At 69.4% G+C, this 20,512-nt stretch carries 31 protein-coding genes; 18 read left to right on the plus strand and 13 right to left on the minus strand.

Features of this window, described 5'->3' with window-relative positions; all coding sequences use genetic code 11:
• Positions 1–79: 79 nt before the first annotated feature.
• From ACXKR8_RS28060 to ACXKR8_RS28075, 4 genes are all read left to right on the plus strand, one after another.
• Positions 80–1,087, plus strand: a complete 1,008-nt coding sequence (locus ACXKR8_RS28060; protein ID WP_458267356.1) for a hypothetical protein — start codon at positions 80–82, stop codon at positions 1,085–1,087.
• A gap of 58 nt (positions 1,088–1,145) precedes the next feature.
• On the plus strand, positions 1,146–1,307 hold the full coding sequence (locus ACXKR8_RS28065) for a hypothetical protein (protein ID WP_458267357.1): 162 nt from the start codon (positions 1,146–1,148) through the stop codon (positions 1,305–1,307).
• Positions 1,308–1,511: 204 nt separating this feature from the next.
• Positions 1,512–1,712: a hypothetical protein gene (locus ACXKR8_RS28070; protein WP_458267359.1), complete on the plus strand. Its 201-nt coding sequence runs from the start codon at positions 1,512–1,514 to the stop codon at positions 1,710–1,712.
• Complete coding sequence (locus tag ACXKR8_RS28075) at positions 1,712–3,901, plus strand: ATP-binding protein (RefSeq protein WP_458267360.1); 2,190 nt, start codon at positions 1,712–1,714, stop codon at positions 3,899–3,901. The genes ACXKR8_RS28070 and ACXKR8_RS28075 overlap by 1 nt, the downstream gene beginning before the upstream one ends.
• A 1,655-nt stretch (positions 3,902–5,556) precedes the next feature.
• On the opposite strand, the gene ACXKR8_RS28080 is transcribed toward ACXKR8_RS28075, so the two are convergent.
• Positions 5,557–5,730 (minus strand): hypothetical protein, encoded by a 174-nt coding sequence (locus ACXKR8_RS28080; RefSeq protein WP_458267361.1) that lies wholly within the window; start codon positions 5,728–5,730, stop codon positions 5,557–5,559.
• Positions 5,731–5,736: 6 nt separating this feature from the next.
• On the opposite strand from ACXKR8_RS28080, the gene ACXKR8_RS28085 reads away from it, so the two are divergent.
• The 6 genes from ACXKR8_RS28085 (at position 5,737) to ACXKR8_RS28110 (ending at position 9,905) form a co-directional block, all read left to right on the plus strand.
• A complete protein-coding gene (locus ACXKR8_RS28085) occupies positions 5,737–5,889 on the plus strand; it encodes a hypothetical protein (protein WP_458267362.1) in 153 nt (50 codons plus the stop codon).
• Between the two features lie 469 nt (positions 5,890–6,358).
• Complete coding sequence (locus ACXKR8_RS28090; protein ID WP_462100703.1) at positions 6,359–7,729, plus strand: IS4 family transposase; 1,371 nt, start codon at positions 6,359–6,361, stop codon at positions 7,727–7,729.
• A gap of 337 nt (positions 7,730–8,066) precedes the next feature.
• Positions 8,067–8,306: a hypothetical protein gene (locus ACXKR8_RS28095; RefSeq protein ID WP_462099888.1), complete on the plus strand. Its 240-nt coding sequence runs from the start codon at positions 8,067–8,069 to the stop codon at positions 8,304–8,306.
• A gap of 112 nt (positions 8,307–8,418) precedes the next feature.
• Entirely contained in the window at positions 8,419–8,610 is a 192-nt protein-coding gene (locus tag ACXKR8_RS28100) for a hypothetical protein (protein ID WP_458267364.1), read from the plus strand.
• Between the two features lie 555 nt (positions 8,611–9,165).
• A complete protein-coding gene (locus ACXKR8_RS28105; RefSeq protein ID WP_458267365.1) occupies positions 9,166–9,471 on the plus strand; it encodes a hypothetical protein in 306 nt (101 codons plus the stop codon).
• Positions 9,472–9,566: 95 nt separating this feature from the next.
• Positions 9,567–9,905 carry a hypothetical protein gene (locus ACXKR8_RS28110; protein WP_458267366.1) on the plus strand — a complete coding sequence of 113 codons (339 nt, stop codon included), beginning with the start codon at positions 9,567–9,569 and terminating at the stop codon, positions 9,903–9,905.
• Between the two features lie 104 nt (positions 9,906–10,009).
• Here ACXKR8_RS28110 and ACXKR8_RS28115 read toward each other — a convergent pair whose 3' ends face one another.
• Positions 10,010–10,771 (minus strand): GntR family transcriptional regulator, encoded by a 762-nt coding sequence (locus ACXKR8_RS28115; RefSeq protein ID WP_458267367.1) that lies wholly within the window; start codon positions 10,769–10,771, stop codon positions 10,010–10,012.
• Positions 10,772–10,912: 141 nt separating this feature from the next.
• On the opposite strand from ACXKR8_RS28115, the gene ACXKR8_RS28120 reads away from it, so the two are divergent.
• The 8 genes from ACXKR8_RS28120 to ACXKR8_RS28155 all read left to right on the plus strand — a co-directional run bounded on the left by ACXKR8_RS28120 (position 10,913) and on the right by ACXKR8_RS28155 (position 14,573).
• Positions 10,913–11,293 carry a hypothetical protein gene (locus ACXKR8_RS28120; RefSeq protein WP_458267368.1) on the plus strand — a complete coding sequence of 127 codons (381 nt, stop codon included), beginning with the start codon at positions 10,913–10,915 and terminating at the stop codon, positions 11,291–11,293.
• Complete coding sequence (locus tag ACXKR8_RS28125) at positions 11,290–11,487, plus strand: hypothetical protein (RefSeq protein ID WP_458267369.1); 198 nt, start codon at positions 11,290–11,292, stop codon at positions 11,485–11,487. Before ACXKR8_RS28120 ends, ACXKR8_RS28125 begins: the two co-directional genes overlap by 4 nt.
• Positions 11,487–11,672, plus strand: a complete 186-nt coding sequence (locus tag ACXKR8_RS28130) for a hypothetical protein (RefSeq protein WP_458267370.1) — start codon at positions 11,487–11,489, stop codon at positions 11,670–11,672. The genes ACXKR8_RS28125 and ACXKR8_RS28130 overlap by 1 nt, the downstream gene beginning before the upstream one ends.
• Entirely contained in the window at positions 11,672–11,881 is a 210-nt protein-coding gene (locus tag ACXKR8_RS28135) for a hypothetical protein (RefSeq protein ID WP_458267371.1), read from the plus strand. The genes ACXKR8_RS28130 and ACXKR8_RS28135 overlap by 1 nt, the downstream gene beginning before the upstream one ends.
• Before the next feature lie 140 nt (positions 11,882–12,021).
• Positions 12,022–12,543 carry a DUF6907 domain-containing protein gene (locus ACXKR8_RS28140; RefSeq protein ID WP_458267372.1) on the plus strand — a complete coding sequence of 174 codons (522 nt, stop codon included), beginning with the start codon at positions 12,022–12,024 and terminating at the stop codon, positions 12,541–12,543.
• Positions 12,544–12,662: 119 nt separating this feature from the next.
• Positions 12,663–13,349, plus strand: a complete 687-nt coding sequence (locus ACXKR8_RS28145; RefSeq protein WP_458267373.1) for a hypothetical protein — start codon at positions 12,663–12,665, stop codon at positions 13,347–13,349.
• Positions 13,350–13,644: 295 nt separating this feature from the next.
• Positions 13,645–14,088: a DUF4352 domain-containing protein gene (locus tag ACXKR8_RS28150; RefSeq protein WP_458267374.1), complete on the plus strand. Its 444-nt coding sequence runs from the start codon at positions 13,645–13,647 to the stop codon at positions 14,086–14,088.
• Between the two features lie 83 nt (positions 14,089–14,171).
• Complete coding sequence (locus tag ACXKR8_RS28155) at positions 14,172–14,573, plus strand: hypothetical protein (protein WP_458267375.1); 402 nt, start codon at positions 14,172–14,174, stop codon at positions 14,571–14,573.
• Positions 14,574–14,637: 64 nt separating this feature from the next.
• Here the strand turns inward: ACXKR8_RS28155 and ACXKR8_RS28160 are convergent, their stop codons facing one another.
• The 11 genes from ACXKR8_RS28160 to ACXKR8_RS28210 form a co-directional block, all read right to left on the minus strand.
• On the minus strand, positions 14,638–15,216 hold the full coding sequence (locus ACXKR8_RS28160) for a recombinase family protein (RefSeq protein WP_458267376.1): 579 nt from the start codon (positions 15,214–15,216) through the stop codon (positions 14,638–14,640).
• A gap of 158 nt (positions 15,217–15,374) precedes the next feature.
• The gene (locus ACXKR8_RS28165) at positions 15,375–15,638 is read right to left on the minus strand and encodes a helix-turn-helix domain-containing protein (protein ID WP_458267377.1); all 264 of its coding nucleotides are present in this window, start codon (positions 15,636–15,638) and stop codon (positions 15,375–15,377) included.
• An 80-nt stretch (positions 15,639–15,718) separates the two neighbouring features.
• Positions 15,719–16,156 carry a hypothetical protein gene (locus ACXKR8_RS28170; RefSeq protein ID WP_458267378.1) on the minus strand — a complete coding sequence of 146 codons (438 nt, stop codon included), beginning with the start codon at positions 16,154–16,156 and terminating at the stop codon, positions 15,719–15,721.
• Positions 16,157–16,325: 169 nt separating this feature from the next.
• Positions 16,326–16,904 carry a hypothetical protein gene (locus tag ACXKR8_RS28175; RefSeq protein WP_458267379.1) on the minus strand — a complete coding sequence of 193 codons (579 nt, stop codon included), beginning with the start codon at positions 16,902–16,904 and terminating at the stop codon, positions 16,326–16,328.
• Entirely contained in the window at positions 16,855–17,385 is a 531-nt protein-coding gene (locus tag ACXKR8_RS28180) for a hypothetical protein (RefSeq protein WP_458267380.1), read from the minus strand. The genes ACXKR8_RS28175 and ACXKR8_RS28180 overlap by 50 nt, the downstream gene beginning before the upstream one ends.
• On the minus strand, positions 17,382–17,756 hold the full coding sequence (locus tag ACXKR8_RS28185; RefSeq protein WP_458267381.1) for a hypothetical protein: 375 nt from the start codon (positions 17,754–17,756) through the stop codon (positions 17,382–17,384). The genes ACXKR8_RS28180 and ACXKR8_RS28185 overlap by 4 nt, the downstream gene beginning before the upstream one ends.
• Positions 17,757–17,829: 73 nt before the next feature.
• The gene (locus ACXKR8_RS28190) at positions 17,830–18,444 is read right to left on the minus strand and encodes a hypothetical protein (protein WP_462099889.1); all 615 of its coding nucleotides are present in this window, start codon (positions 18,442–18,444) and stop codon (positions 17,830–17,832) included.
• Positions 18,445–18,514: 70 nt separating this feature from the next.
• Entirely contained in the window at positions 18,515–18,715 is a 201-nt protein-coding gene (locus tag ACXKR8_RS28195; RefSeq protein ID WP_458267383.1) for a hypothetical protein, read from the minus strand.
• Between the two features lie 20 nt (positions 18,716–18,735).
• A complete protein-coding gene (locus tag ACXKR8_RS28200; RefSeq protein ID WP_458267384.1) occupies positions 18,736–19,122 on the minus strand; it encodes a hypothetical protein in 387 nt (128 codons plus the stop codon).
• 73 nt (positions 19,123–19,195) lie between these two features.
• The gene (locus ACXKR8_RS28205) at positions 19,196–19,855 is read right to left on the minus strand and encodes a hypothetical protein (protein WP_458267385.1); all 660 of its coding nucleotides are present in this window, start codon (positions 19,853–19,855) and stop codon (positions 19,196–19,198) included.
• Positions 19,856–19,862: 7 nt separating this feature from the next.
• A complete protein-coding gene (locus tag ACXKR8_RS28210; RefSeq protein WP_458267386.1) occupies positions 19,863–20,507 on the minus strand; it encodes a hypothetical protein in 645 nt (214 codons plus the stop codon).
• Positions 20,508–20,512: the final 5 nt, after the last annotated feature.

A 20,512-nucleotide genomic window follows, 5' to 3' on the forward strand; every position in this document is an offset into this window, starting at 1 on the left:
GCCAGCTTCAAGTCAGTGCCACTGATTTGAACGCCGGGGCCACCGCCGCGCCGCCGGGCTCCAAACCCTGGAGCACCTGATGACCGACCAGATCCCCATCTACGAGACGACCGTCGTCAACGGTGTGCCCGAGGAGACCCTCGTCGGCCACCGGCCCGCACCCCGACCGCCGCGCGACACCCGCGCCCAGGTCAAGACGCTGATGTTCCGCCTCGCCGCCGGCTTCACCGTCCTGGCCATGGGGTTGTCCGTCGCCGCAATCGGCGCCCTGTTCAGCGGCTTCGTGCCCGCCTACGTCGCCTACTCCGTGGCCGCGGTCTACGACGGGCTGTGGATCTACGCACTCCTCGGCGAGTGGATGGCCCAGACCCACCCCAAGGCCCGCCGTGCCTGCCAGGTCGCCGGCGTGTTCTTCATGGCCGTCAGCATGGCCGCGATCATCCTCGCCGCCGCCCAGCTCGGCATGGTCGGTGCCGGGATCATCGCCTCCCTGGTGCCGCTGAGCGTCAAGGCCGCCTGGTGGCTGCGCCTGGAGACCACCACGCACCGCCTGCCCCTGGCCTACCAGGTCCGGTTGGAGCGCGAGCGTGACAAGGTCCACACCGCCCTCGCCATGGAGATCGAGCACCGTGAGCTTGCCCAGCTGCGCCGCCAGGCCGCCCGCGTCGAGCAGGCCACCGTCGCCGAACTCCTCGCCATGGAAGCCGAGACCGGGATCACCGCACACCTTCTGGTGACCCAGGACGCCCCTGCAGAGGCCGCTGTGACGGGTCCGAGTCCAGCTGTCCGCTCGGCTGTCCGGACAGCCCTGCAGACCGTCCCCAACGCCTCGCCCGACGATGTCGTCGAGCTGCTCCGCAGGGTCGGTCTGACGACCACGGCGGACACCGTCCGGGAGTTGTCCGGACAGCCCGCGGACACGGCGGACAGCAGGTCGGAGGCGTCGATCAGCGACGTCGTCCGCAGCCTGGTGTACCTCGGGGTGACCGACGCGGACAGCGTCCTCGGAGCTGTCCGGACAGCCGTCGGCGAGCACGTCGACCCCGAGACCGTCGCCCGGATCCTGCGCCGCGTCACCTCCGCCTGACCCCCGACTTCCATCACGCATTTCGTCACGCCCACCCCACCGAAAGAGGAGTCCGGACATGTCCGAGAACACCCGCCCCACCCTCGACCCCGAGCCCGCCAGCACCGGTGCCGACTTCACCGCGACCGTGACCGCCTCGCCGCAGGCCTGGCAGACCCTCACCGACTCCCTCGACCGGATCAACGCCGGCTTCGCCGCCCGCGACGCCGAGAAGGGCTGACCGCCATGAGCTGGACCGAAGACGCACAGCGCTGGCAGGGCGACGCCGAGAAGTGGCGCGCCGCCGGCAACGACACCAAGGCCGCCGCCTGCGAGGCCAAGGCCGAGAAGTGCAAGGCCAACGCCGAGGCCGAAGCCCTAGGAAGTAACCCACCCCGGCCGGGCAGCGCTGCAGCTGCCCGGCCCCCGTCCCGGAGGTACCGCCATGCCCCAGCTCCGCCCCTCCACCTGGTCCATCCTCGGCCTGCTGCTCCTGCTCGCCTACAACCTGCGCACCGTCCTGATCCCGGCCGCCACTGCGGCGCTGCCCTGGATCGCCGGCCAGCCGGCCGCGCTGCTGCTGCTCCTGCTCGGCGTCATCGGCTGGCGCGCCACCCACCCCACCATGCAGATCAGGAACCGCTGATGGCCCTCACCGACGAGACCCGGGTCAACGGCCGCGACCAGGGCGTGAAGCTGGTCAAGGTCCACACCACCCCCGTGGCTGCCGAGCAGCCTCTCGAAGGCGTCGTACTGCCCGAGCAGCGGCAGCTTCCCGACGCTCGCCGCCGGCGCGTCCGCCCGGTACGCCGGGCCCGGATCGTCCTGACGCACGAGCGCACCCGCAACGGCGCCCGCCTGGTCGCCCGGCACGGCCTCTACACCACCAGCGGCGCCCTGGTCGTGGCCCGCCGCACCTGGGAGAGCCGGACGACCGCCCGGTTCGAACGCATGATGCGCGCAGCTGAAGCGGTCGGCCAGCACGAGCAGGCCATGGAGTGGGAGATGCGCGCCGCGGCGTTCCGCGCCAGCCGGCACCAGCGCCGCATGGACCTCCTCGGCGCCCCGCTGCGGCTGGCCAAGGCCACCGCGGTCTCGGTCGTCCTGGCGACCGCGGTCCTGCTGCTGCTCGGGATCGTCCTGGCGATCGACGAACACCGACTCGTCGAGGTCATCGCGCCGACCATGGCCGTGGTCGACCTCGTTCACGCCCTGGTCGTCATCGCTACCGTCGTCTGGGGTCCCGCGGTCATGGCCGCACCCTGGCTCGCCCTGCTGGGGTTGTGGGAGGTCGGCCGAACCAAGGGCACGGTGCCGACCTGGGTGCTGCCCGAGCGCGACCGCACAGGTGAGGCCATCACCCCCTCGATCGTCGTCACCGCGCTGCGGGACCTGGGGATCTCCAAGATGCGGACCGCGATCAAGGACATGGCCGACGGTGCGGCCGGGATGCTGGGCCCGATCAAGAACGCCGGCTGCGGCGTCGAGGTCGACGTCCTGCTGCCGTCCGGGGTATCCACGGAGGAGGTGCAGAACCGGCGCCGCAAGCTCGCCGAGAACCTCACCCGGCACGAGCACGAGCTGTTCATCACCATCCCGCAAGCCGCCCGCACCGTGCGGTTGTGGATCGCAGACCCCGGGGCGCTGGACGAACCGATCGGGGCCTCGCCGATGGTCACCGACCCGGAGCTGACCGCCGACTACTACGACGGGCGCGCACCGTGGGGCCAGGACCTGCGCGGCGACCTCGCCGCGCTCACCGTGTTCCAGATGCACATCCTGGTTACCGGCCTGTCCAACCAGGGCAAGACCGCTTCGCTGCGGGCCCTGGCTCTGTGGTTGGCGCTGGACCCGTTCGTTGAGTTCAGGGTCGCGGACCTCAAGGGCATCGGCGACTGGCGCATGTTCCTGGACCTGGCCACCGTCCTGATCCAAGGACCCACGGACGCCCACGTCATGCAGGCCACGCACATGGTCGAGGAGGGCGTCGCCGAGATGGAACGCCGCCTGGCCCTGGCCGAGCAGTCCGGCTCGACCAAGGGCGTCACCCGCGACATGGCCCACTCAGACCCCAGGTTCCGGCCCTTGGTGTTCATCATCGACGAGGCCCAGGTCGCCTACGGATCCGGCGCGATCGGCGACGACAAACGCCCCTACGGCGGCACCAAGGTCACCAGCAGGTACTTCCAAGCGATCAAGAAGATCCACGACCAGGGCCGCGCCGTCAACGTCACCACCTGGGAAGGCACCCAGGACCCGACAAACGAGAACCTGCCCAAGCGGTCCCGCGAGGGCAACCACATCCGCGCCTCCCTGGCCCTGGGCACCGAGGCCCAGGCGAAGATGGCCCTGGGTGATGCCCCGATCGACGGCGGCGCGGCGCCGCACAAGCTCCGGCAGGGCCTGGACAAGGGCACGCTGGTCGTCGCCGGGTCCGGCATCAAGCTGCAGCCCGGTCAGACGTCGATCACCATCCGCACGCACTTCATCGACGGCGACGACGCCGCCATGGTCGCCGAGCGCGCCAAGGAGCGGCGGGCCAAGGTCGCGACGCGCTCCGAGGTCGAGGAGGGCGAGCGCGTCGACCATCTCGCGAACATCGCCATCGTCCTCGGCGGCGAGCCCCGAATGCGGACGCAGGTGGTCCTGCAGCGGCTCACGGAGCTGAACCGCGCCGAGTACGAGGAGTGGACCTTCGCCGACCTGACCGCGTTCCTGGACGACGCCGGCGCACCGACCCGCAAGTCCGAGGGCGTCATGGTCGTCGACTGGACACGAGTCACAGACGCCATCAACCGGCGCCTCGACGGCGACGAGAACGACGACTCCGAGTAAGGGAGGCACCAGGTAGGCGAGGGAGTTCTCCCTGACTGCCTCCCTGGCCTTCCTCCCTGACGTGACCTGCGGTGATGATCGTTGAGGGAGGCAGGGAGGCAGGGCACGAACGGGCACCGAAAGACCCTGCAAGGGCCTGTGCTCGGGGTCGCACTGCCTCCCCGGCGGCCCGACAACGGGAGTTGTCCACAACCCCTGTGGATATGTGCACGACCGGCGCGCGGACCCCTACCCGGACGGCTTAACCTGAACTCGGAGCCCCTGCGTTCGTCCCCCCGTTGGCAGGGGCTCTGCCATGCGTTCGGCCAGGATCGCGGGGAGTGCGCCGGACACGACAGGAGCCCCCGTGCACCCGGCACGGAGGCTCCTAGAGCCGGTGGGGTTGTCTCTCCTCACCGGCTTGCAGGCGGCATCCAGGCAGACTCGCCGACACCCCCGAGCTTGCCCGGCGGACACCGGAGCTGCAAGGACTGACGGCCGAACGGGTGTGTCGCCCCGATACGGGCGCGTCCCCGCCGAGATACAGCCCGATCCGCCTATGTTCATCGTGAAGCCCCCGCTGCCACCGCCCGGCGGCGGGGGTTTCACCGTCCCCTGGCCAGCAGTCCGAGGAGCGACTCCTTCGCGGGGGCCGGCGCGGTCCTGCCAGGGCCCTCCGACGCGACAGGACCGCGACCCCCCGTTTTCTCCCGGCGGTGCCCCGCATCCACGCGAGCCGGGGCACCGGTGCGCGCCTTGGGGGGAGTGGCACGCACACCATCCACCTTTCCATGTACAGAACAAACTATGCGTGGCGTGAGTAAGGGCGACGGCTCACACCTTGCTCTGCCCCGGGAGCGGGCATGTCCCCGCGGGGGTGGGGCACGCCTGCTGGTGCGGCACTGCGGGCCGCTCACCAGCCCTGTGCGGCTTCGACACCCGCACGGGGGCGACGGGCAGGTCGCACCACCCAGTGCGGCAGGCCCCCGCGCATGCCGGGAGCCCCCTGATGTGACTGGACAGGGGGCTCCCGGATGCCGGTGGCAGCGCACTAGGCTCCCCCGACTGCCGGCGTCCCCTGCGCCTAGGGTGGCCGACGCACTGATCCTGCCCGCGGCCGGTGACGCGATCAAGGACCCTCAGCCGAACGAGTGTGTCGCGCCCGGCCTTAACCCGATGTCGGCCCGGTGATGGGCGGGAGCCCCCGCTTTCGGACGGGGGCTCCCAATGCCGGGGCAGGGGACGAGGCTGCCCGGCTGCCGGCGTAATCGTGCCCTGGAACGCACCGGCAGCACGACCCTGCCCACTGTGAGCTGCTGATTCAAGGACCATGGTCCGGATGGGTGTGTCGCGACATGCGAAAGCCCCCGGCGTCCACTCGGGGGCTCTCGCGCCGGGGAGAAGAGGCACCCGGGTTTTGCTTGAGCTCGACGAAGAAAAAAGCTCCAGCAGGATCATCGTGGATCACACCGATCGACGCTGGCAACATTCGTTGAGCCGAACGGGTCTGGGCATGCGAATGGCCCCCGCTCGCCCAGCAGGGGCCATTCCACGGACCGGGTGTCTGAGGTCCCGGCCGGCGCCCCGCAACCGCCTCCAGAAACAGGACACACCACCATCAAGCCCCGAAAGCCGGTGGGGTGCCAGCCCGGTGAGCCGGTCGGGTGTATCGGGCCCTACCGCCACTGGTTGGCGCCACCACCGCGCCACTCTACGACCCCGGGCTCGTAGAGGTTCAGCTCACCCAGCCCGGCCGTGCGGCAGATCGCGACCAGGTCCGCGAACGACGTCGCCTGCCCGGCCGGAACGCCCAGGATGTCGACGCCGCGGAACGGCGGATCACCATCCATCACGGGATGGACGACGACATGGGGATGGTGGTGTTCGTGCGTGCTGCTCTCGCTCATGTGAGCCATTTTTGCTGCCCCGTGCAGCGGTGGCACGTGCGGGGTCCTGCCGGGACCCGGCAAACGGCCGCGCTGGTGATCTTCGTGCTGGCGGCGATCTGAGACTGTCAGCCTGACCGGCTCAACCGTGGCAGTAACGGCCACGGTTGCTTCCGTCAGATTGACGGAAGCAAACCACGGCCGCCATGACCGTCGTTGAGCTGGCCAAGGTGGCCACCGCAACGGGTGTCGCCCGCACCGAGACCCTTCGCAGCAACCGGCCCTCGCGCTGAAGGTCGGCCGCCAGGGTACCCACGATCTGGGTACCGTTTGCGGCGCTCTCCGGGGCGGCGCAGAGGGTCCACGGAATGTGCGGACCCTTCCTGCAGAGCGTGGGCCTCCATGACGGCGGCCCAGGCTGCAAGGCCGTTACGACCGTGCAGGTCAGCGCATTTTTCCCGCTACCGGGAAAGTCGCGGCCGGTACGCACTGGCGCGTACCCCGGCTGAGACGGGCAGGCTGTCCGCCTCGAAGGGTGGGAGACAGCTCCAATGGCGTTGCTTTTGCTGATTTCTTGGGCATTCATGCAGGTATGCGTGAGATTGGGGATGTTGGTTCCGGCTTGGGGGCGTTGACGCAGTGGTGTCCCCCGTCGTTGGTGGACAGGGTCATCGAGCGATGCGGGCGGACGGAGGTGCGCCGGCGCCGGCTGTCGGCGCGTTCGATGGTCTTCTTCGAGTTGGCGCGCTGCCTGTACCCAGACGAGGGGTACCGCCAGGTCTTCGAGGAACTCACCTGCGGCGAAGGCGAGTTAGTATCCGAGCTGCCGAACAAGTCGTCGTTGTGCCGGGCTCGCCGGCGTCTGGGTCCGCGCGTGCTGCGGGAGCTGTTCCGCGAGGTGGCGGGGCCCATAGCCCAGGAGGACAGCTGCCCCTCGGCGTTCTGGCGGGGGCTGCGCGTGCAGGCGCTGGACGCGACCTTGCTGGATCTGGCGGACACGCCCGAGAACGAGCGGGCGTTCGGCCGCCCGACCGCCGTGCACGGGACCAGCGCGTATCCGCAGGCCAAGGTGATGGCCATGGTGGAGTGCGGCAGCCGGGCCGTGGTGGACGCGGTGGTCGGCGGCTACCGCGACGCGGAGGCCGAACTGGCCCTGGACCTGGTCGAGTCTGCCGGTCCCGGCACGCTGGTGCTAGGCGACCGCAACTTCATGGGCACCCGTCTGTGGTCCGCGTTCCGCGAGGGCGGCGCGCAGTTGCTATGGCGGCTGAAGAAGAACGTTGCCCGCAGCGAGTGCCGGGAGCTGGGCGACGGCAGCTACCTCGCCGTCGTCGGCACGGACAGCAAACGCCGGGCTGAGCTGCGGCGCAAGGGCATTGAGATCCCAGTCCGGATCGAGGTCCGCGTCATCGAGTACACCCTGGACGGCGAGGAGGAGGTCTACCGGCTGGCGACCACACTCCTGGATCCCGCTACCGCCCCGGCCGCCGAACTCGCTGCCCTGTATCACTGGCGTTGGCAGGTAGAGACCATTTTCGCCGAGCTCAAGATCGTCCAGCGGACCTCGCGGACCGTCCTGCGGTCGCAGCACCCCGATGGCGTCCTGCAGGAGATCTGGGCCAACCTGACTGTGCATCACCTCACCCGCGACCTGATCCACCACGCCGCGACCGTAGTGGCGCCGATACCGCTGGACCCCGACCGGATCTCCTTCCGCCGGGCCCAGCACTTGGTCCGACGCTCTCTCGCCGAGCCCCTTTCCCCCCTGCGGACCCGAGCCGCTCGCGCAGCGGGCCGCTGCCCGGCTCGCGGCCAGGCCCAGCGCGAAGCGCGCCCCCGCAACTACCCGCGTGAACTGAAAGTCACCCAGCCCCGATACCCCAAGCGCTCCGCCGCGCCCACGCACCGCCACCGGCAGGGGCTGGTTCAGGCCCGCGAACACCCCGTACCAACAAGGGTCTAAATAGGGCGCTCGGGCGATAAACATGCAGGTCAGGGGCAAGGTGGACTAGCTGCGCTCATAGAATATGTATCCAATTGTCTGCTATATCCTTGTGTCGTTCGTTCGGCGACCAACGTGGCCCGGATGGCCGAGGGAAGGGAGGGGCAACCCCGTCCTTGCCTCGGGCACCATCCGCCCGATCCGTGCTCAGAACCCTCAAAAAGCAACGCCATTGGAGACAGCTCCCACCCCTGGCGCCGGCCGTTCTGGTGCGGTGCAGATCCAACTGCCTGCGTAACGAAGGCGGACGGCGGCCCGCTGCGGGTCCGAGCCGCGGACCCGCAAGGGTGTCCACAGCATGGACGCCCTGCAGGCCAACATCGCTACTGGTGATGTTGGGGATGATCTACGTGCGGAGTTTTCACGGTCACGGGTAAAAACCTCGGGCGACCCCCTGAGGATCGGGCTGGCCTGCATCTTTGAGGCCAACCTCAAAGATCGACCGACCCCGCTGGTAGCACCAGCCCGAAAGGGTCCGGACCAGAGCGGACCCTTCACCCGGCAGGCCGTGAACTCGCCGCTCAGCGCCGTGGTGTAGCGAACGGCGTAATAAAATAACCGCGAATCACACACCTGGGATTGGGGCCGACGGCCAGGCCGTTCGCTCATCCGAGTCGTGACCTGCCGAGGGCTCCCGCTGTTGGTCCTGTGTGACCACGACCGTGCCCGCCACCGACCTCATCCCGCTCCAGCGCGACCGGCGCTCCCATCGTCGGCCCCCGGCACCGGAGGAGCCACTGTTTGCCGCCCTGGCCAGCGAGTGGCGCGCCCAGGGACGCATGGTGCCCGGAGACCGCGACCGGGAATGGGTCGACAACGTGGTGCGGAAGGTCTGGCGGTAGCTCCACCCCCGCGAAGCCCTCCCCGCCCCCGTCGTAGCCGTACCCCTGTGCGACCCTGCACGCATGAGGAGACAACGGCACTGGAGTGTCCTGGTTGCGACGATGACCGCGCTCTGGTGCGCAAGCGTCGGCATTGGCCACTACTGGGTTCACGACAGTTGGGCGCAGGCGCTCCGCAGCAGCATGATCGTCCCCCTGGCATGGGCTGGTGCCGCTTTCATGAGCAGAAGGCAGCCCACGCGCCGCCAGCAGCCCCCGCTTCCCTCGGAACAGGCACCCCGATGACACAGCCCCGGCCAGCTGGCCGCAGGTCGCGCATCATCGGCTGGGTCGCGGTCGCCGGCATCACCCTGAACGCCGCCCTCGCGTTCTCCAGGGGCGGGTGGGGCAGCGATCTGGGGTGGGTCGACGTCGCAATCCTCGTTACCGTGCTCGCAGTTATCGCTAGGGAGTATCGGCGCCGGACCTGATCGCCGACCTCGGGACTGGAGTCGGTCGGCTGCAACCCACCGCCCTTCCCGCGTACACTCCGTCGGCCTGGGGAAGGTGCCGGGGATGGAAACTGTCCTCGTGTCCCTCGGGTTGGCCCTCGCCGGCCTCGCGTGGACTGGCGTCCTCCTGATCCGGCGTAACGGGCACTCCGCAGACGAGGGCACCCCGCCGCCGACCGTACCGGCTTGGCTGCGCTGGCCCGTCACGATCACCGCCTTGATCGCACTCGCCTGCGCCGGAACGGTCGTGGACCATGCTCTGATCCGGCCGCACCAATGGTCCGTCTCGATCAACAAGGGCGCGATCTTCCTCATGATCGCCATCGGCGCTGCTATCTGGACAGCCGTCACGCGGAGGCATCGGCACTGACCCCGCCCCCGCGCGCACAACCCGGCAGGTGAGCGCACGCTGGACGTAGGGTCGAACAGCGGAGGTGCGTGGTGGGTGAGCCAAAGAACGACAACGTGGTGACCCTGACCCTGGTCGGTGCCCGCAAGGCCGCAGATACCGTGCACGACGCCGTTGCCGCAAAATACGTCGAGGTACAGCGCAGCCAGGTCGGAAATAAGTGGATCTACCATTTCAGAACGGACGTGCACCGGACTTCAGATGGCCAGCCACTCACTCTGGCGCCCGAATCGACCGGGACGGTCGAGGTGACCATCTCTAGTAGGTCCGTCGATGGGGACGGCGTGGGCCTGATAGCTGATGAGATAACGCGTGGCCTTTGGACCACGCCGACACAGGTAAATCCAGACAATGATCATAAGTTCACCTGCGACCCGAGCCGGATTCGATCGTAGCTCCGAGCCACGTCAGTCGCGGCGAGTAGGGCTCGGCGAACGCCCCCTCGCCTGTTCCGTCCCTGTGGTTCAGGGTGACGCTAAGGCCCATCCCATAGGCAGACCTACTGACTGAGGTCGAACGCGAAGTCGACGACGGTAGTGTCGCCGCGGCGGACCATCGGGTGTGCGACCTCGACGACCCGGCCCTGTGCGGTGAGCATGCGGCGGGTCCAGCGCAGGACCGGGATACCGGCGCCGATGACCAGGGTGGTGGCTTCGGCCTCGGTCGGCATGGCGGTGGTGAACGACTCCTCGATCCTGGCCACGATGATGCCGACGGTGGCCAGCTGGGCGCGGGTGCCACCGGGCCAGGGCTCGTTGATCGGGTCGACGATCGGGCTGTTCTTCACGTCGGACCAGCGGACGTACGAGGTGGACATCTGGGTGGCGATGCCCTTGTCGAAGAACACGAAGTGCCGTGCGAGGAGCTGCTCGCCGGGTTCGACCTCGAAGAGGATCGCCAGCTCGTCGGTGGCCTTGACCTTCTCGAAGCGCTTCCCGAGGTGGTACTCGGACCACTCTGCGCCCTGGTCGACGGTGAAGGCAGTGGAGGGTGCGGCGGTGGTCTTGTAGCGGTCGGCGGGCATGCGGTGGATCGCGGGGCGTTCGCGGACTCGGGTGCCGGCGCGGGTGCGTGACTCGACGAGGCCGTCGTTCCGCAGGACGGCGACGGCGTTGCGGGCGGTGGTGTCCGACACCCCGTACTGCTGTGCGAGGGATGGGAGCGTGGGGAGTTGGTCACCTGGGGCGTAGGTGCCGCTGGTGATGGCTTCCCGCAGTTCAGCGGCGATGCGGAGGTATTCGGGCCGCTGGTCTTGCGTCACGCCGACGCCCCTCTCTCGGATGATCGTCCGTTTCTGTACTCGCAATACTGCCTCTGATGGTTGACCAACCCCAAGCCTGACGACATTCTGAGTACACAACAGCACGTTGCGTACTCGCAATGGATGCGGAGGGTCACACCCATGCCCAGCGCCGGCCACACCTGGCGGATGCCCTACCCAGGGCAGGCCGACCAGGCCCCGCAGCTGCGGCAATGGGTGCGCACGCGGATCCGCGAGCACGCCGACGACGAGGGCTTAGCACCGGACGCCGAGCAGATCGACGACCTGGTGCTCCTCGCCGACGAGCTGTTCATCGCCGTACTCGCCACACGTCCGGGGAAGATCGAAATGACCGTATCGACCGACGGACCCCGCGTCCGTATCTACGCCACCGGCCCCCATGCTCTGCCCCTGCGGGCCCGGCAGGGCATCGGCATCGTCCAGGGCCTGGCGATCGCCCGCGGCTCCCAGGACGAGGACCGCACCGTCTGGGCCGAGGCCCGGATCGGGGTGCGGCCGTGAGCGAGGCGAAGGTGAAGCTCGACGCCACCCAGACGTTCCGGATCAAGGTCGCGCTCAATGACCTGTTGCAGGCCCAGCAGTTGGACTACAGCACCGCGAAGGGCGCCGACCTGGCCTTGGTGACCGGGGCGCTCACCAGCTCGCTGTACTCGGTGCTGCAGATCATCGAGAACATCGCCGAGATCGAGGAATGATGACCGCCCTCGCCGCCCCGCAGAAGCCCGAGCCGTACCTGACGCCAGAGTGCTCCGTGGGCCACAAGGATCCGACGTGGCGGCACGGCTGCCCGATGTGCCAGGCGCCCGGCTACCAGCACCCCATCCTCGGCTGGACCGCGGTCGAGTGCGCCTGCACCTGCCACACCAAGGAGGCCTCGTGATGCCGTCCATGATCCCGAGCATCGACATCCCCGAGCCGACCGGTACGGCTGCTGGGTGCTGCCACCGGTGCGGATCCTGGGGTCCGGCCAAGCGGATCGTCCGCGAGGTCCACTCCGACTCCGGTGCCGGCGGGACCGTGGTGGCCTGCGCCGGCAAGTGCAAGCGGAAGGTCCCGCCGAGTACGACGACCCGAACGTACTCCCTCTGACTCCCGCCTGGCCCCTGTCGGAAGAGCAGTGGTCAGGCGGGGCACAACGGCCGCCCGGGCCGGACAAGCTCCCCAGCGGGGCCCGGGCGGTCACCCCACGGCCCCGACGCTGTACCCGTATCCGGCGTCGGGGCTTCGCCATGACCGAGGAGACCACCGTGGACAAGTACGACATCAGCGAGGAGGACCTGGAACACCTCCGGTGGATCCACGCCCACCCCAGGCCCGACATCGACCTCCTCGGCCCGTGCCCCGACTGGTGCAAGGGCCGCCCGCACGACATCCGCGGAGACGTCGCGTCCGAGCAGGACCACATGTCCGAGGTGATGATCTCCATGGAGGTCGAAGCCGGGACTCCCACCGTCCCCTGGGAGCCGCACGACTCGCACTCGATGCTGGGCGCGGAGATCGCCTGGGCCCCGTTCGCGGACAACCCGGCCCAGCGCGGAATCTGCGGCCTGGTCTACCTCGAAGGTGAGGGCCCACCGGCAGAGATGACCCCGGACCAGATCCGGACCCTCGCCGACAGCCTCATTCCGCAGGCGGCCCGGCTCCGGGAGTTCGCGGACCTGCTGGAGAGCCTGCGCGTCGAGGACATGCCCGACCAGGGCGATCCGCCGCCGCCGTCGACTTGGGGGGACGACTGGCGGCCGGGAATGTAGCCCGTAGGCTGCACCCCGGGGGTCCTGGCCGAGGTCGAGCAGGGCCCCCTTTGGGCGTTACGGGTACAGGTGAAGAACCTTCCGATACCGTTACGCCTATGAGTGAAGACGGTTGCCCCATGTGTTCCGAGCCGATCGAGGGCCTGCTCTACCTCGTCTCCGGCTCCCGGAAGCACGGCCGCAGGTGGTCCAGTGGCCAGTTCGGCATCTGTACCAGCTGCTTTACCACTGGCGGCCCGGATCCGAAGACCGGCCTGACGAAGCTCGCCAGCCTGCGGGAGGCCAAGGACTTCCGCTGGGAGGACCTGGTGGGGCGCGGCAAGCCCCTGCCTGCGGCGCAGTGCGCCGGGTGCGACCGGCTGGTCGTGCGCGCCGCGGACCCGCTGCTGAAGCGCGTCACCTGCTCCCGGACATGCTCGACCAGCCTCACGCGTACCCGTAACGGCAACCAGGGCAGCGAGGACCCGTGCCAGGGCTGCGGCAAGCCCATCACCACCGGTCGCGCGGACGCCCGGTTCTGCGGCTCGGCGTGCCGCCAGAAGGCGTACCGGCGGCGGAGGGCCAGCCCGGCCGCGGCAGTCGTCGTAGCGCCGCCCAGCATCGCCCCGCGTCGCCAGGCTGCGGCGAAGAACTTCACCCGAGGCGTCCAGGGGCTGCAGGGGCTGGCCACGGCCTTCGAGGCGGCCCCCCTCGACGACTCCGTCAGCCAAGAGCAGGCCCAGCAGTGGGCGGCCGACATCACCGAGTGCATAACAGCGTTGAAGGCCGCAGCGGCGAAGCTGAGACGACACGCACAGCAGCAGTAGCCGTAACGGGCATGCGGTCGACGTCGTCCGTTACGGCTCGAACCTCCGGTAACGGATCGGTCGTACTCCGTAGTCACCACCGGTCGCACTGGAACGCTGGGCCTCCGACCACCACAGGGGGATCTAGGACATGCGCGCCCGAGTCACCGCTATCACCTCCATCGTGTTACTCGCACTCGCCGGCTGCTCCAGCACAAGCACTCCCACCGCCAGCAGCAGCCCGACGACCACGACCGCAGCAACCACGACCCCGGTTTCGGACAGTCCGACGCCGTCGCCGACCGTGGACCCACCAATGAGCATCGGGACCGCCTGGGCATGGCAGCAGGGCGACGGCAATACCCTCAGCGGCACTACGACCGTCCTCGGCTACCAGCAGCACGTCGCCACCGACGGCGCCTCCCCTGAGGACGCCTTCGGTAAGTCCTCGCACGGCTATGTATGGGCTGCGCTCGACGTGAAGATCTGCACCGACACCACGTCCACCGAGACCGACCCCGTGAACAGCACCCCGTGGATCCTCGCCTACGACGACGGCACCCAGATCGAGCCTTCTGACAGCGGCTACGACAGTTTCCCCAAGCCCGCATTCCCCATGGGCGACGCGACCGTTTCACCGGGCCGCTGCCTCCGAGGGAAGATCATTTTTCCCGTTCCGGGAAAGCAGCGGCCATCACTGATCGCCTACGCGCCCGACGGCCTCGACACGCCGAAGCTGTGGACCGTGCCCGCGAAGTGAGACCCGCGGCCCCGTTCCGGCGCTGTGGGGTGGGGCCCATCTCCTGCCGTGCGGAGGGGCGTCAGATGGCGCAAGCTGGAGACATGCGCAGAACCCTCACCGTCACAATCGGCGCGGCCACCCTCGTTCTCGCCGCGTGCAGCAGCACCACCAATGCGGCCCACACCGCCGCGGCCCCGGCTGGCATCAGCGCCCCGGCCCATACCGCCGCACCCATCAAGACCACGGCGGCCCCCGCCACGTCCTTCGCCGGCGACGGCGAATTCCAGGTCGGCAAGGACATCGCCCCCGGCACGTACAAATCTGCGGGTCCGGCTAGCACCGACCTCCCCTCCTGTTACTGGGAGCGCGACAAGGACGCCTCCGGCAACATGGACTCGATCATTGCCAATGACACGCCCACGGGTGCAGCCGTAGTGACAATCAAGTTCACCGATAGGATCTTCAAGACCCAGGGCTGTAAGCAGTGGACCAAAGCGGGCTGAGGCGCAAAGGCCACCCTTCGGCCCACATTGCACCCCTGCGGGCATGCTGCAGCCAGGCACCAGCTCACTTGGTGGTCTCCTTGGCGAGGTGCCGGTAGATGGTGGGGCGGGTAACGCCGTAGGCCTTGGCGATCTCTTCGACGGTGTGCTTCCGCTTGCCGTCCTCGCCGGTCTCCTCGTACATCCGTCGCGCGTCCGCTGCCTGACGCTCGGTGAGCTTCGCCTTCCGTCCGCCATTGCGACCGCGGGCACGGGCCGCTTCCAGCCCGTCGACGGTGCGTTCGGACATCAGCGCGTGTTCGAACTCGGAGATCGCTCCCAGGATCTGGAAGAACATCCGGCCCACTGCGGTGGACGTGTCGATGCCCTGGTCGAGGACGACCAGGTCGATGCCGCGTTCGTCGAAGGTGCGGGACAGGTCGATCAGGTTGGCCAGGGAGCGGCCGAGTCGGTCGAGCTTGGTGACGACGAACTGGTCTCCGTCGCGGGCGACCATGAGGGCCTTGTCGAGCTCGGGCCGGCTGGCGAGCTTTCCGGTGATCTTGTCGACGAAGACCTGATCGCAACCTGCGGCGAGGAGTGCGTCTTCCTGGGCTTCGGGGTGCTGGTCGCGCGTGCTGACGCGCGCATAGCCGATTCGCATGCCCTTAACGTATCGCAAACGGGGGATGTGTGACTTAGTTTCAGAACACGCCTTACGTTACAGAGTTGTCCTGCGGGAACATCTCCATGATCTCCATGTCCGTAGACGTTCGTTTGCGGACGCCCAGGGCGTCAAGAGTTGAGTTCGCGTCACGCTCTCTACTCCTCCACCGGTTTCGCCACTGCGGCGGCCATCAGTGCCGCGCGCTCATGGGCGGTCAGCTGCAGTACCTCGGCCAACTGCTCGGCGACGGCGACGGACGGGGACCGCTGCCCCACCTCCAAGCGCACCAAGTACTGTCGGCTGATCCCGACCAGCCGGGCGGCCTCCCTGCCGCGGAGGTCGGCGCGCATCCTGGCCCTGCCGAGCATCTGGCCGAGTTCGGGCGGCGGGATCCTGCGCTGCCTGATGGTGGTGGTCATCGTCTTTTCCTTCTGGGTGGTCACGTGGCGGTGCCCGGTATCCGGGTGGGGATACCGGGCGGCGGGGCAAGGGCCAGCGCTCAGATTCCGTGCTGCAGGAAGTCGGAGAGCGAGACCGGTGCCCGTGGTACCCAGGTGTGGCCGGCGGTGTCGGTGGGCCACAGGGCGGCGTCCATCTCGACGCGCAGCTGCTGCGGGGACAGCTCCCACGGCTTGGGCGGCTCCGCGTCCACCGGGCCCGGCACCGTGCCCATCGGCGGAGTGACCGCCTCGGCCACCAGCGGGCGGGTGACCATCCGCGCCCGCTCCTTGACCTTCGGGGCCTTCGCAGCCTTCAGCTTCGCCGCCTTCAGCTTCGCCGCCTTGGGCTTGCCCGCCGGGCCGGGGCGGGTGCGGCCGGTGAACAGCTCGTCCAGGACCGCCAGGCGCAGCCCGGCGAACTCCTCTGCGCTCAGGCCGGTGCCGTGGGCGTGGGTGTCGTGTGATGTCTCGCTGAACGCGGTGTGCTGCTGGGCCATGCCTGTCTCCTTGGTGGGTGTGTTGGATGTGGGCGCGGTGGCGGGGGCGCAGGTCGGATCAGGACAGTAGGAGGAGACCGTCAGGTATCCGCTGCTCCCCGGCCTTCGATCCCGCGCGAGGTGATCAGCAGCGGGTGACGTTGACGCCCCGCACCACCGCGCCCACAGGTCAGAGGTCCCGGCCGCGCAGGATCGCGGTCAGCAGTTCGCTGCGGTCGATACGCGCACCGGCCCAGCTCGGTGCCACGACAGGCCCGGCAGCAGTGCCGTTCAGGTCGGCGAGGGCCTGTGCTGCGGTCTGGCGGGCGGCGTAGCCCTGCTGGTCCGCGAGCTTTGCCAGCGTCAGCGAGCCGCGGACCGCCTCGATCCCGGCGAGGGCCTCAGCCAGGTGACGCTCACTGTTCTCGCGCGCTTCCTGCTCGGCGGCCCTGGACGAGTTCGCGGCCTGCTGGGCGGCCTCGTCGCGGGCCAGTTGGGAGGCGGCGGCCTGGGCGTCGCGCCGGTGCGCGTCCAGTGCGTGCAGCGCTGCGGTGAGGGCGGTCCGCGTGGCCTCGGCGAGCGCCAGGTGCGGCCACGCGGCCTCGGTGCGCTCCTTGGCGGACTCCGCCGCCGGGTAGTCCTGCCGTTCCAGCGCCTGGGCGAGGTCGGCCTCGGCGGTGTTCAGCTCGGTACGCAGCTGCTCGGCCTGCGCTGCGGCGTCAGCCAGCTTGCCGTTCAGGTCCGGTGCTGTCCTGGTGGCGGTGCTCACGGGCGGTCTCCTGGCGGGTCGCGTAGGCGGTCACGTCCGCCCGGTTCAGCAGCCAGGTGCCGCGCTCGACCTGGTGTCCGCGGATGTCTCCGCGTACTGCCAGCCGGCGCCACCACTCGGGGCTGTAGCCGCCGATGTCGGCGGCCTTGGTGGTCGTGATCTCTTCCTCTCCTGATACTCGGGCGAGTTGGGCTGCCCCAAGAACCTCAGGTGTCACAACCGTTGGGGCAGCCAAAGCCCGCGCCGCGTGCAGCCGCCCCTGGTGCTGCACCGCCGCGGCCTTCGAGGCCAAAAGCACCGCCGTCACCGGACGCGACAACCGGCCCCCGCGACGACCTGCGGGCAGCAGGACGAGGTACTCCTCCAGCGCCGCGGCCAACTCCGCACACAGGGCCGCACCGATCGCGATACCGCCGTCCGGCAGCAGGACCGGGGCCGGGCGCTCGTCCCTGGGGCCCGCACCCGGGTACGGGGCGCTCACCGCTGCGCCCCGGCCGCCAGCAGGCCGAGTTCGCCCAGCAGCCGGGTGCGCCCCTCCTCGCCGAGGGAAGCCCTCAGTGCGGCGCTCAGCGCCGATCCCAGGACCGCGGCGACCTCCACCGGATCGGCGTCCCCGACGAGCCGCTCAACGGACACCTCGACGCCCGCGCCCAGGGCGGTGACCAACGCGACCGACGCCGCACGGGCCTTGCTGACGCCGCCACGCTCTCCAGGGCCGCAGGTGCCCACGGTGCCGCCACGGGCCTCGATCAGGTCCAGCAGAGCACAGCGCCCCCCGACTCCGGCAGCGACCGCCAGGGCCCCGTGCAGGGGTCGGTGGCAGCGCCGGCACACCGGTCGTTCAACGTTCATCGTGCGGTCCTTCGCGGTGGTGAGGTGCGGGTGGCGGACGAGGCGGCTGCGGGTACCTGTGGAGCGGTGCCGACTACGGGTACCTACCGGTGCCGGCGTCGGGCCAGGGCCGCGAGGAGGAGCCGGTGCAGTCCGATCGCGAGTTCCAGTTGCTGGCGCTGGGTCTGGTCTGTGTCGCGGCGGGCGAGTTGTCCGATGAGGCGGGTGCTTTCGGCGAGTTGCCGCAGTGCCTGTTCCTGCTGGGTGGTGGCGCCGCCGTGGTAGGCGCATCGGGTTTCGCCGGGGTCCGCTCCCCATCCGGCGCGTAGCCGGCAGGGGGTGCGTTCGCGGGTGGGTTGCCCGCAGCGGGCGACCGGGGGGTCGCCGGGGCCTGGTGGGCGGTAGGGGGCCGGGTCCTGTTGGCGGCGGCCCAGCTGTCGCTGATGGCGCGTTTGGCTGCCCTGGTGGCCTCAGAGGGTCCGACGAGTTCGATGGTGCGGGCGGACCGGAGCGGTTCGGCGAGGCGGTCGACGGCTTCTTGGTCGAGGTCGAAGGGGTTGCCGGTGTAGTAGACGACGATCCGGTCGGGGAGCGTGATGACGGTCCCGGCGGGTGACGGCGGCTCGGTGTCGTAGTCGGAGTAGTGGTGGCGCAGGAGGTAGGGGCGCTGTCCGGCGGGCCATCTGGTCGGGGCCTGGGGTGTGGTCATCGGGGTTCCGTTCCGTGGTGCGGAAGTGCTTCGGTGCGGCGTTCCTCGTTGGGGCGGCGTGCGGGCCGTCTCAGGCGGCCTGCGGGGCGTCGGCGGGGACGTGTTCCCGGGCGGGTACCCAGGCGAGGAGGCAGTCGCGGTCACCGCACTGGACGACTTCGCGGCGCTTGCCCGCGACGGTGGCGGATCCGACGGGGCTGCACTTGCGGGCGGTCCGGCAGGCGGGGCAGTGGAGGATGACGATCGGCTTGCGGGCGGGACGCTGGCCCATGGCGGTGGTCTCCTCGGTGGTCAGACGGACTTGATGACATGCCGGCGGATGGTGTCGTGCGGATCCGTTCCGCCGGGGCGTTCGAGCGTCAGGGAGCCGTCGGGCTCTTGGCGGTAGACGACGGTGGCGCCGCTGCGGAGCTGGCCGGCGAGTTCGGCGAGTTCCTCGCAGTACCGCTGGACGGTGCCGCGCTGCTCCTGGGCGATCTCGTGCAGGAGTGCCCACTTGATGAGGCTGAGGCCGTGGGCGACGTCTCCGAGGCCGTCGTGGAGGTCGTAGGCGCAGTCCTCACAGAGGGGGCCGTCCTGGGTGGTGACGAGGTAGTGGTCGGTGTGGGTGTCGTGGCCGCACCGGGCGCATTCGTGCTGCTGGGGTGTGTCGTACGCGGTGATGACGGGGGTCTTCACGGTTGCACTCCTTCAGGTTGGTGAGGATCGGGCCCGGGGCGGGCCTTTACGGGGAGGCCCGCCCCGGCCGCCCTCAGAGGGAGGTGCGGACGGTCGTCATTTCGGTGCCGGTGACGAAGCCGGTCATGGAGGCCTTGGCCGCCTCGATCTCGCCGCGGCTGAACTCCAGGGCGATCAGGAGCGGCTCGCAGGACAGGCGCATGCGCCCGTAGGCCTGGCGGGCGACTTCGAGGCCGTCGGCACGCTCGTCCACCCACTTGGTGTCGTTGGTGTCGACGTACCGTGCGAGGGCGGCCTCGAAGACCATGAGGTCGGTGGTGAAGGCGTAGGCGTGGTGCTCAGCGCAGCTGGTGCAGGCGTACAGGTCCTTGTCGGTCAAGTCGCCGTTGATGCGCTTGGTGAAGCTGACGGCGAGCGTCGCGGGCTGCCTGAGGCAGATGCGGCAGAGCAGTTCGCTGTCCGGGGTGAGCGTGGTGAAGTCGAGCGGGCTCATGGTCTTGGCGGTCTCGGTCATGGTGGTGCTCTCCTTCGAGTCGTGGAACTGGATCAGGCCGAGCCGTACGGCCTTGGCCGTGTTACGGGTGCGGACTCCGGCGTTACGCCTAGCAGCGAAGGTGGCTCGGGTCTCGGCCTGCTTCGCCGACCGCTGCTGGGCTGCCTGGACCTGCTCCCGGACGCGGGCGTCGGCCAGGTCGCGGAGCTGTTCGATGGTGGGGATTTCGGGGTCGGTCATCATTGCCTCAGACCGCGATGAAGAGCTGCGGGAGCGCCGACATTTCGGCCCAGGACTCGCGGTACTGGGTCACCGGCAGGCGGTCGAGGATGGCCCGCGGGGTGCTATCGGTGCCGAGGATTTCGCGCATCTCCGTGACCAGCGGCGCGCGCTCCTCGTCGCTGCAGCTGCTCCGGAAGGAGTTGACGTACCGGCGCCGGACCGTTCCGCTGAACGTCATTCCGCCGTGCCGGAAGCGCGCGAATCCGTCCTCGCTGGTGTTCGGCCGGCCGTACACCTTGAGGTCGTCGGCTCGGTCTCTGCCGAACATGGAGACGGCGCCGTCGGCGATGCACTTCTCGGCGTAGAGGCCGGCCAGCCGGATTCGCCAGTACGCGGTTTCGGGGGCTCCGATGTTGGAGCGCCTCAGCTCGTCGCCCTTCTGCCACACCACGTGGATGTGCTCGGGGTTGTCGGCGCACTTGTCGGGGTGGTAGTTGACGACGCCCCAGGGACTGCCGAGGACCCGGGCCTCCTCGGAGTCGAGGACGCTTTCCTCCTTCAGCTGCCGGAACACGGCCAGGGTGACCTGCTTGCCCGAGACGGTGAAGGTCTTCACTTCGAAGGCGGCCGTGGCCACGGTGGCGTTGTGGACGGTGAGTTGTTTGGGCACGGGAT

The organism is Streptacidiphilus sp. PAMC 29251 (assembly GCF_054208735.2).

Excerpts from the sequence above, each read along its gene's own strand:
- ACXKR8_RS28150 (WP_458267374.1), top strand. The coding sequence starts at position 13,645 with ATGAGCATCGGGACCGCCTGGGCATGGCAGCAGGGCGACGGCAATACC.
- ACXKR8_RS28105 (WP_458267365.1), top strand. The coding sequence starts at position 9,166 with ATGGAAACTGTCCTCGTGTCCCTCGGGTTGGCCCTCGCCGGCCTCGCG.
- ACXKR8_RS28060 (WP_458267356.1), top strand. The coding sequence starts at position 80 with ATGACCGACCAGATCCCCATCTACGAGACGACCGTCGTCAACGGTGTG.
- ACXKR8_RS28070 (WP_458267359.1), top strand. The coding sequence starts at position 1,512 with ATGCCCCAGCTCCGCCCCTCCACCTGGTCCATCCTCGGCCTGCTGCTC.
- ACXKR8_RS28170 (WP_458267378.1), bottom strand. The coding sequence starts at position 16,156 with ATGGCCCAGCAGCACACCGCGTTCAGCGAGACATCACACGACACCCAC.
- ACXKR8_RS28165 (WP_458267377.1), bottom strand. The coding sequence starts at position 15,638 with ATGACCACCACCATCAGGCAGCGCAGGATCCCGCCGCCCGAACTCGGC.
- ACXKR8_RS28185 (WP_458267381.1), bottom strand. The coding sequence starts at position 17,756 with ATGAACGTTGAACGACCGGTGTGCCGGCGCTGCCACCGACCCCTGCAC.
- ACXKR8_RS28135 (WP_458267371.1), top strand. The coding sequence starts at position 11,672 with ATGCCGTCCATGATCCCGAGCATCGACATCCCCGAGCCGACCGGTACG.
- ACXKR8_RS28095 (WP_462099888.1), top strand. The coding sequence starts at position 8,067 with ATGGACGCCCTGCAGGCCAACATCGCTACTGGTGATGTTGGGGATGAT.
- ACXKR8_RS28205 (WP_458267385.1), bottom strand. The coding sequence starts at position 19,855 with ATGACCGACCCCGAAATCCCCACCATCGAACAGCTCCGCGACCTGGCC.
- ACXKR8_RS28130 (WP_458267370.1), top strand. The coding sequence starts at position 11,487 with ATGACCGCCCTCGCCGCCCCGCAGAAGCCCGAGCCGTACCTGACGCCA.
- ACXKR8_RS28140 (WP_458267372.1), top strand. The coding sequence starts at position 12,022 with ATGACCGAGGAGACCACCGTGGACAAGTACGACATCAGCGAGGAGGAC.
- ACXKR8_RS28190 (WP_462099889.1), bottom strand. The coding sequence starts at position 18,444 with ATGACCACACCCCAGGCCCCGACCAGATGGCCCGCCGGACAGCGCCCC.
- ACXKR8_RS28080 (WP_458267361.1), bottom strand. The coding sequence starts at position 5,730 with ATGGATGGTGATCCGCCGTTCCGCGGCGTCGACATCCTGGGCGTTCCG.
- ACXKR8_RS28155 (WP_458267375.1), top strand. The coding sequence starts at position 14,172 with ATGCGCAGAACCCTCACCGTCACAATCGGCGCGGCCACCCTCGTTCTC.
- ACXKR8_RS28160 (WP_458267376.1), bottom strand. The coding sequence starts at position 15,216 with ATGCGAATCGGCTATGCGCGCGTCAGCACGCGCGACCAGCACCCCGAA.
- ACXKR8_RS28075 (WP_458267360.1), top strand. The coding sequence starts at position 1,712 with ATGGCCCTCACCGACGAGACCCGGGTCAACGGCCGCGACCAGGGCGTG.
- ACXKR8_RS28090 (WP_462100703.1), top strand. The coding sequence starts at position 6,359 with ATGCGTGAGATTGGGGATGTTGGTTCCGGCTTGGGGGCGTTGACGCAG.
- ACXKR8_RS28085 (WP_458267362.1), top strand. The coding sequence starts at position 5,737 with ATGGACGACGACATGGGGATGGTGGTGTTCGTGCGTGCTGCTCTCGCT.
- ACXKR8_RS28120 (WP_458267368.1), top strand. The coding sequence starts at position 10,913 with ATGCCCAGCGCCGGCCACACCTGGCGGATGCCCTACCCAGGGCAGGCC.
- ACXKR8_RS28065 (WP_458267357.1), top strand. The coding sequence starts at position 1,146 with ATGTCCGAGAACACCCGCCCCACCCTCGACCCCGAGCCCGCCAGCACC.
- ACXKR8_RS28195 (WP_458267383.1), bottom strand. The coding sequence starts at position 18,715 with ATGGGCCAGCGTCCCGCCCGCAAGCCGATCGTCATCCTCCACTGCCCC.
- ACXKR8_RS28145 (WP_458267373.1), top strand. The coding sequence starts at position 12,663 with ATGTGTTCCGAGCCGATCGAGGGCCTGCTCTACCTCGTCTCCGGCTCC.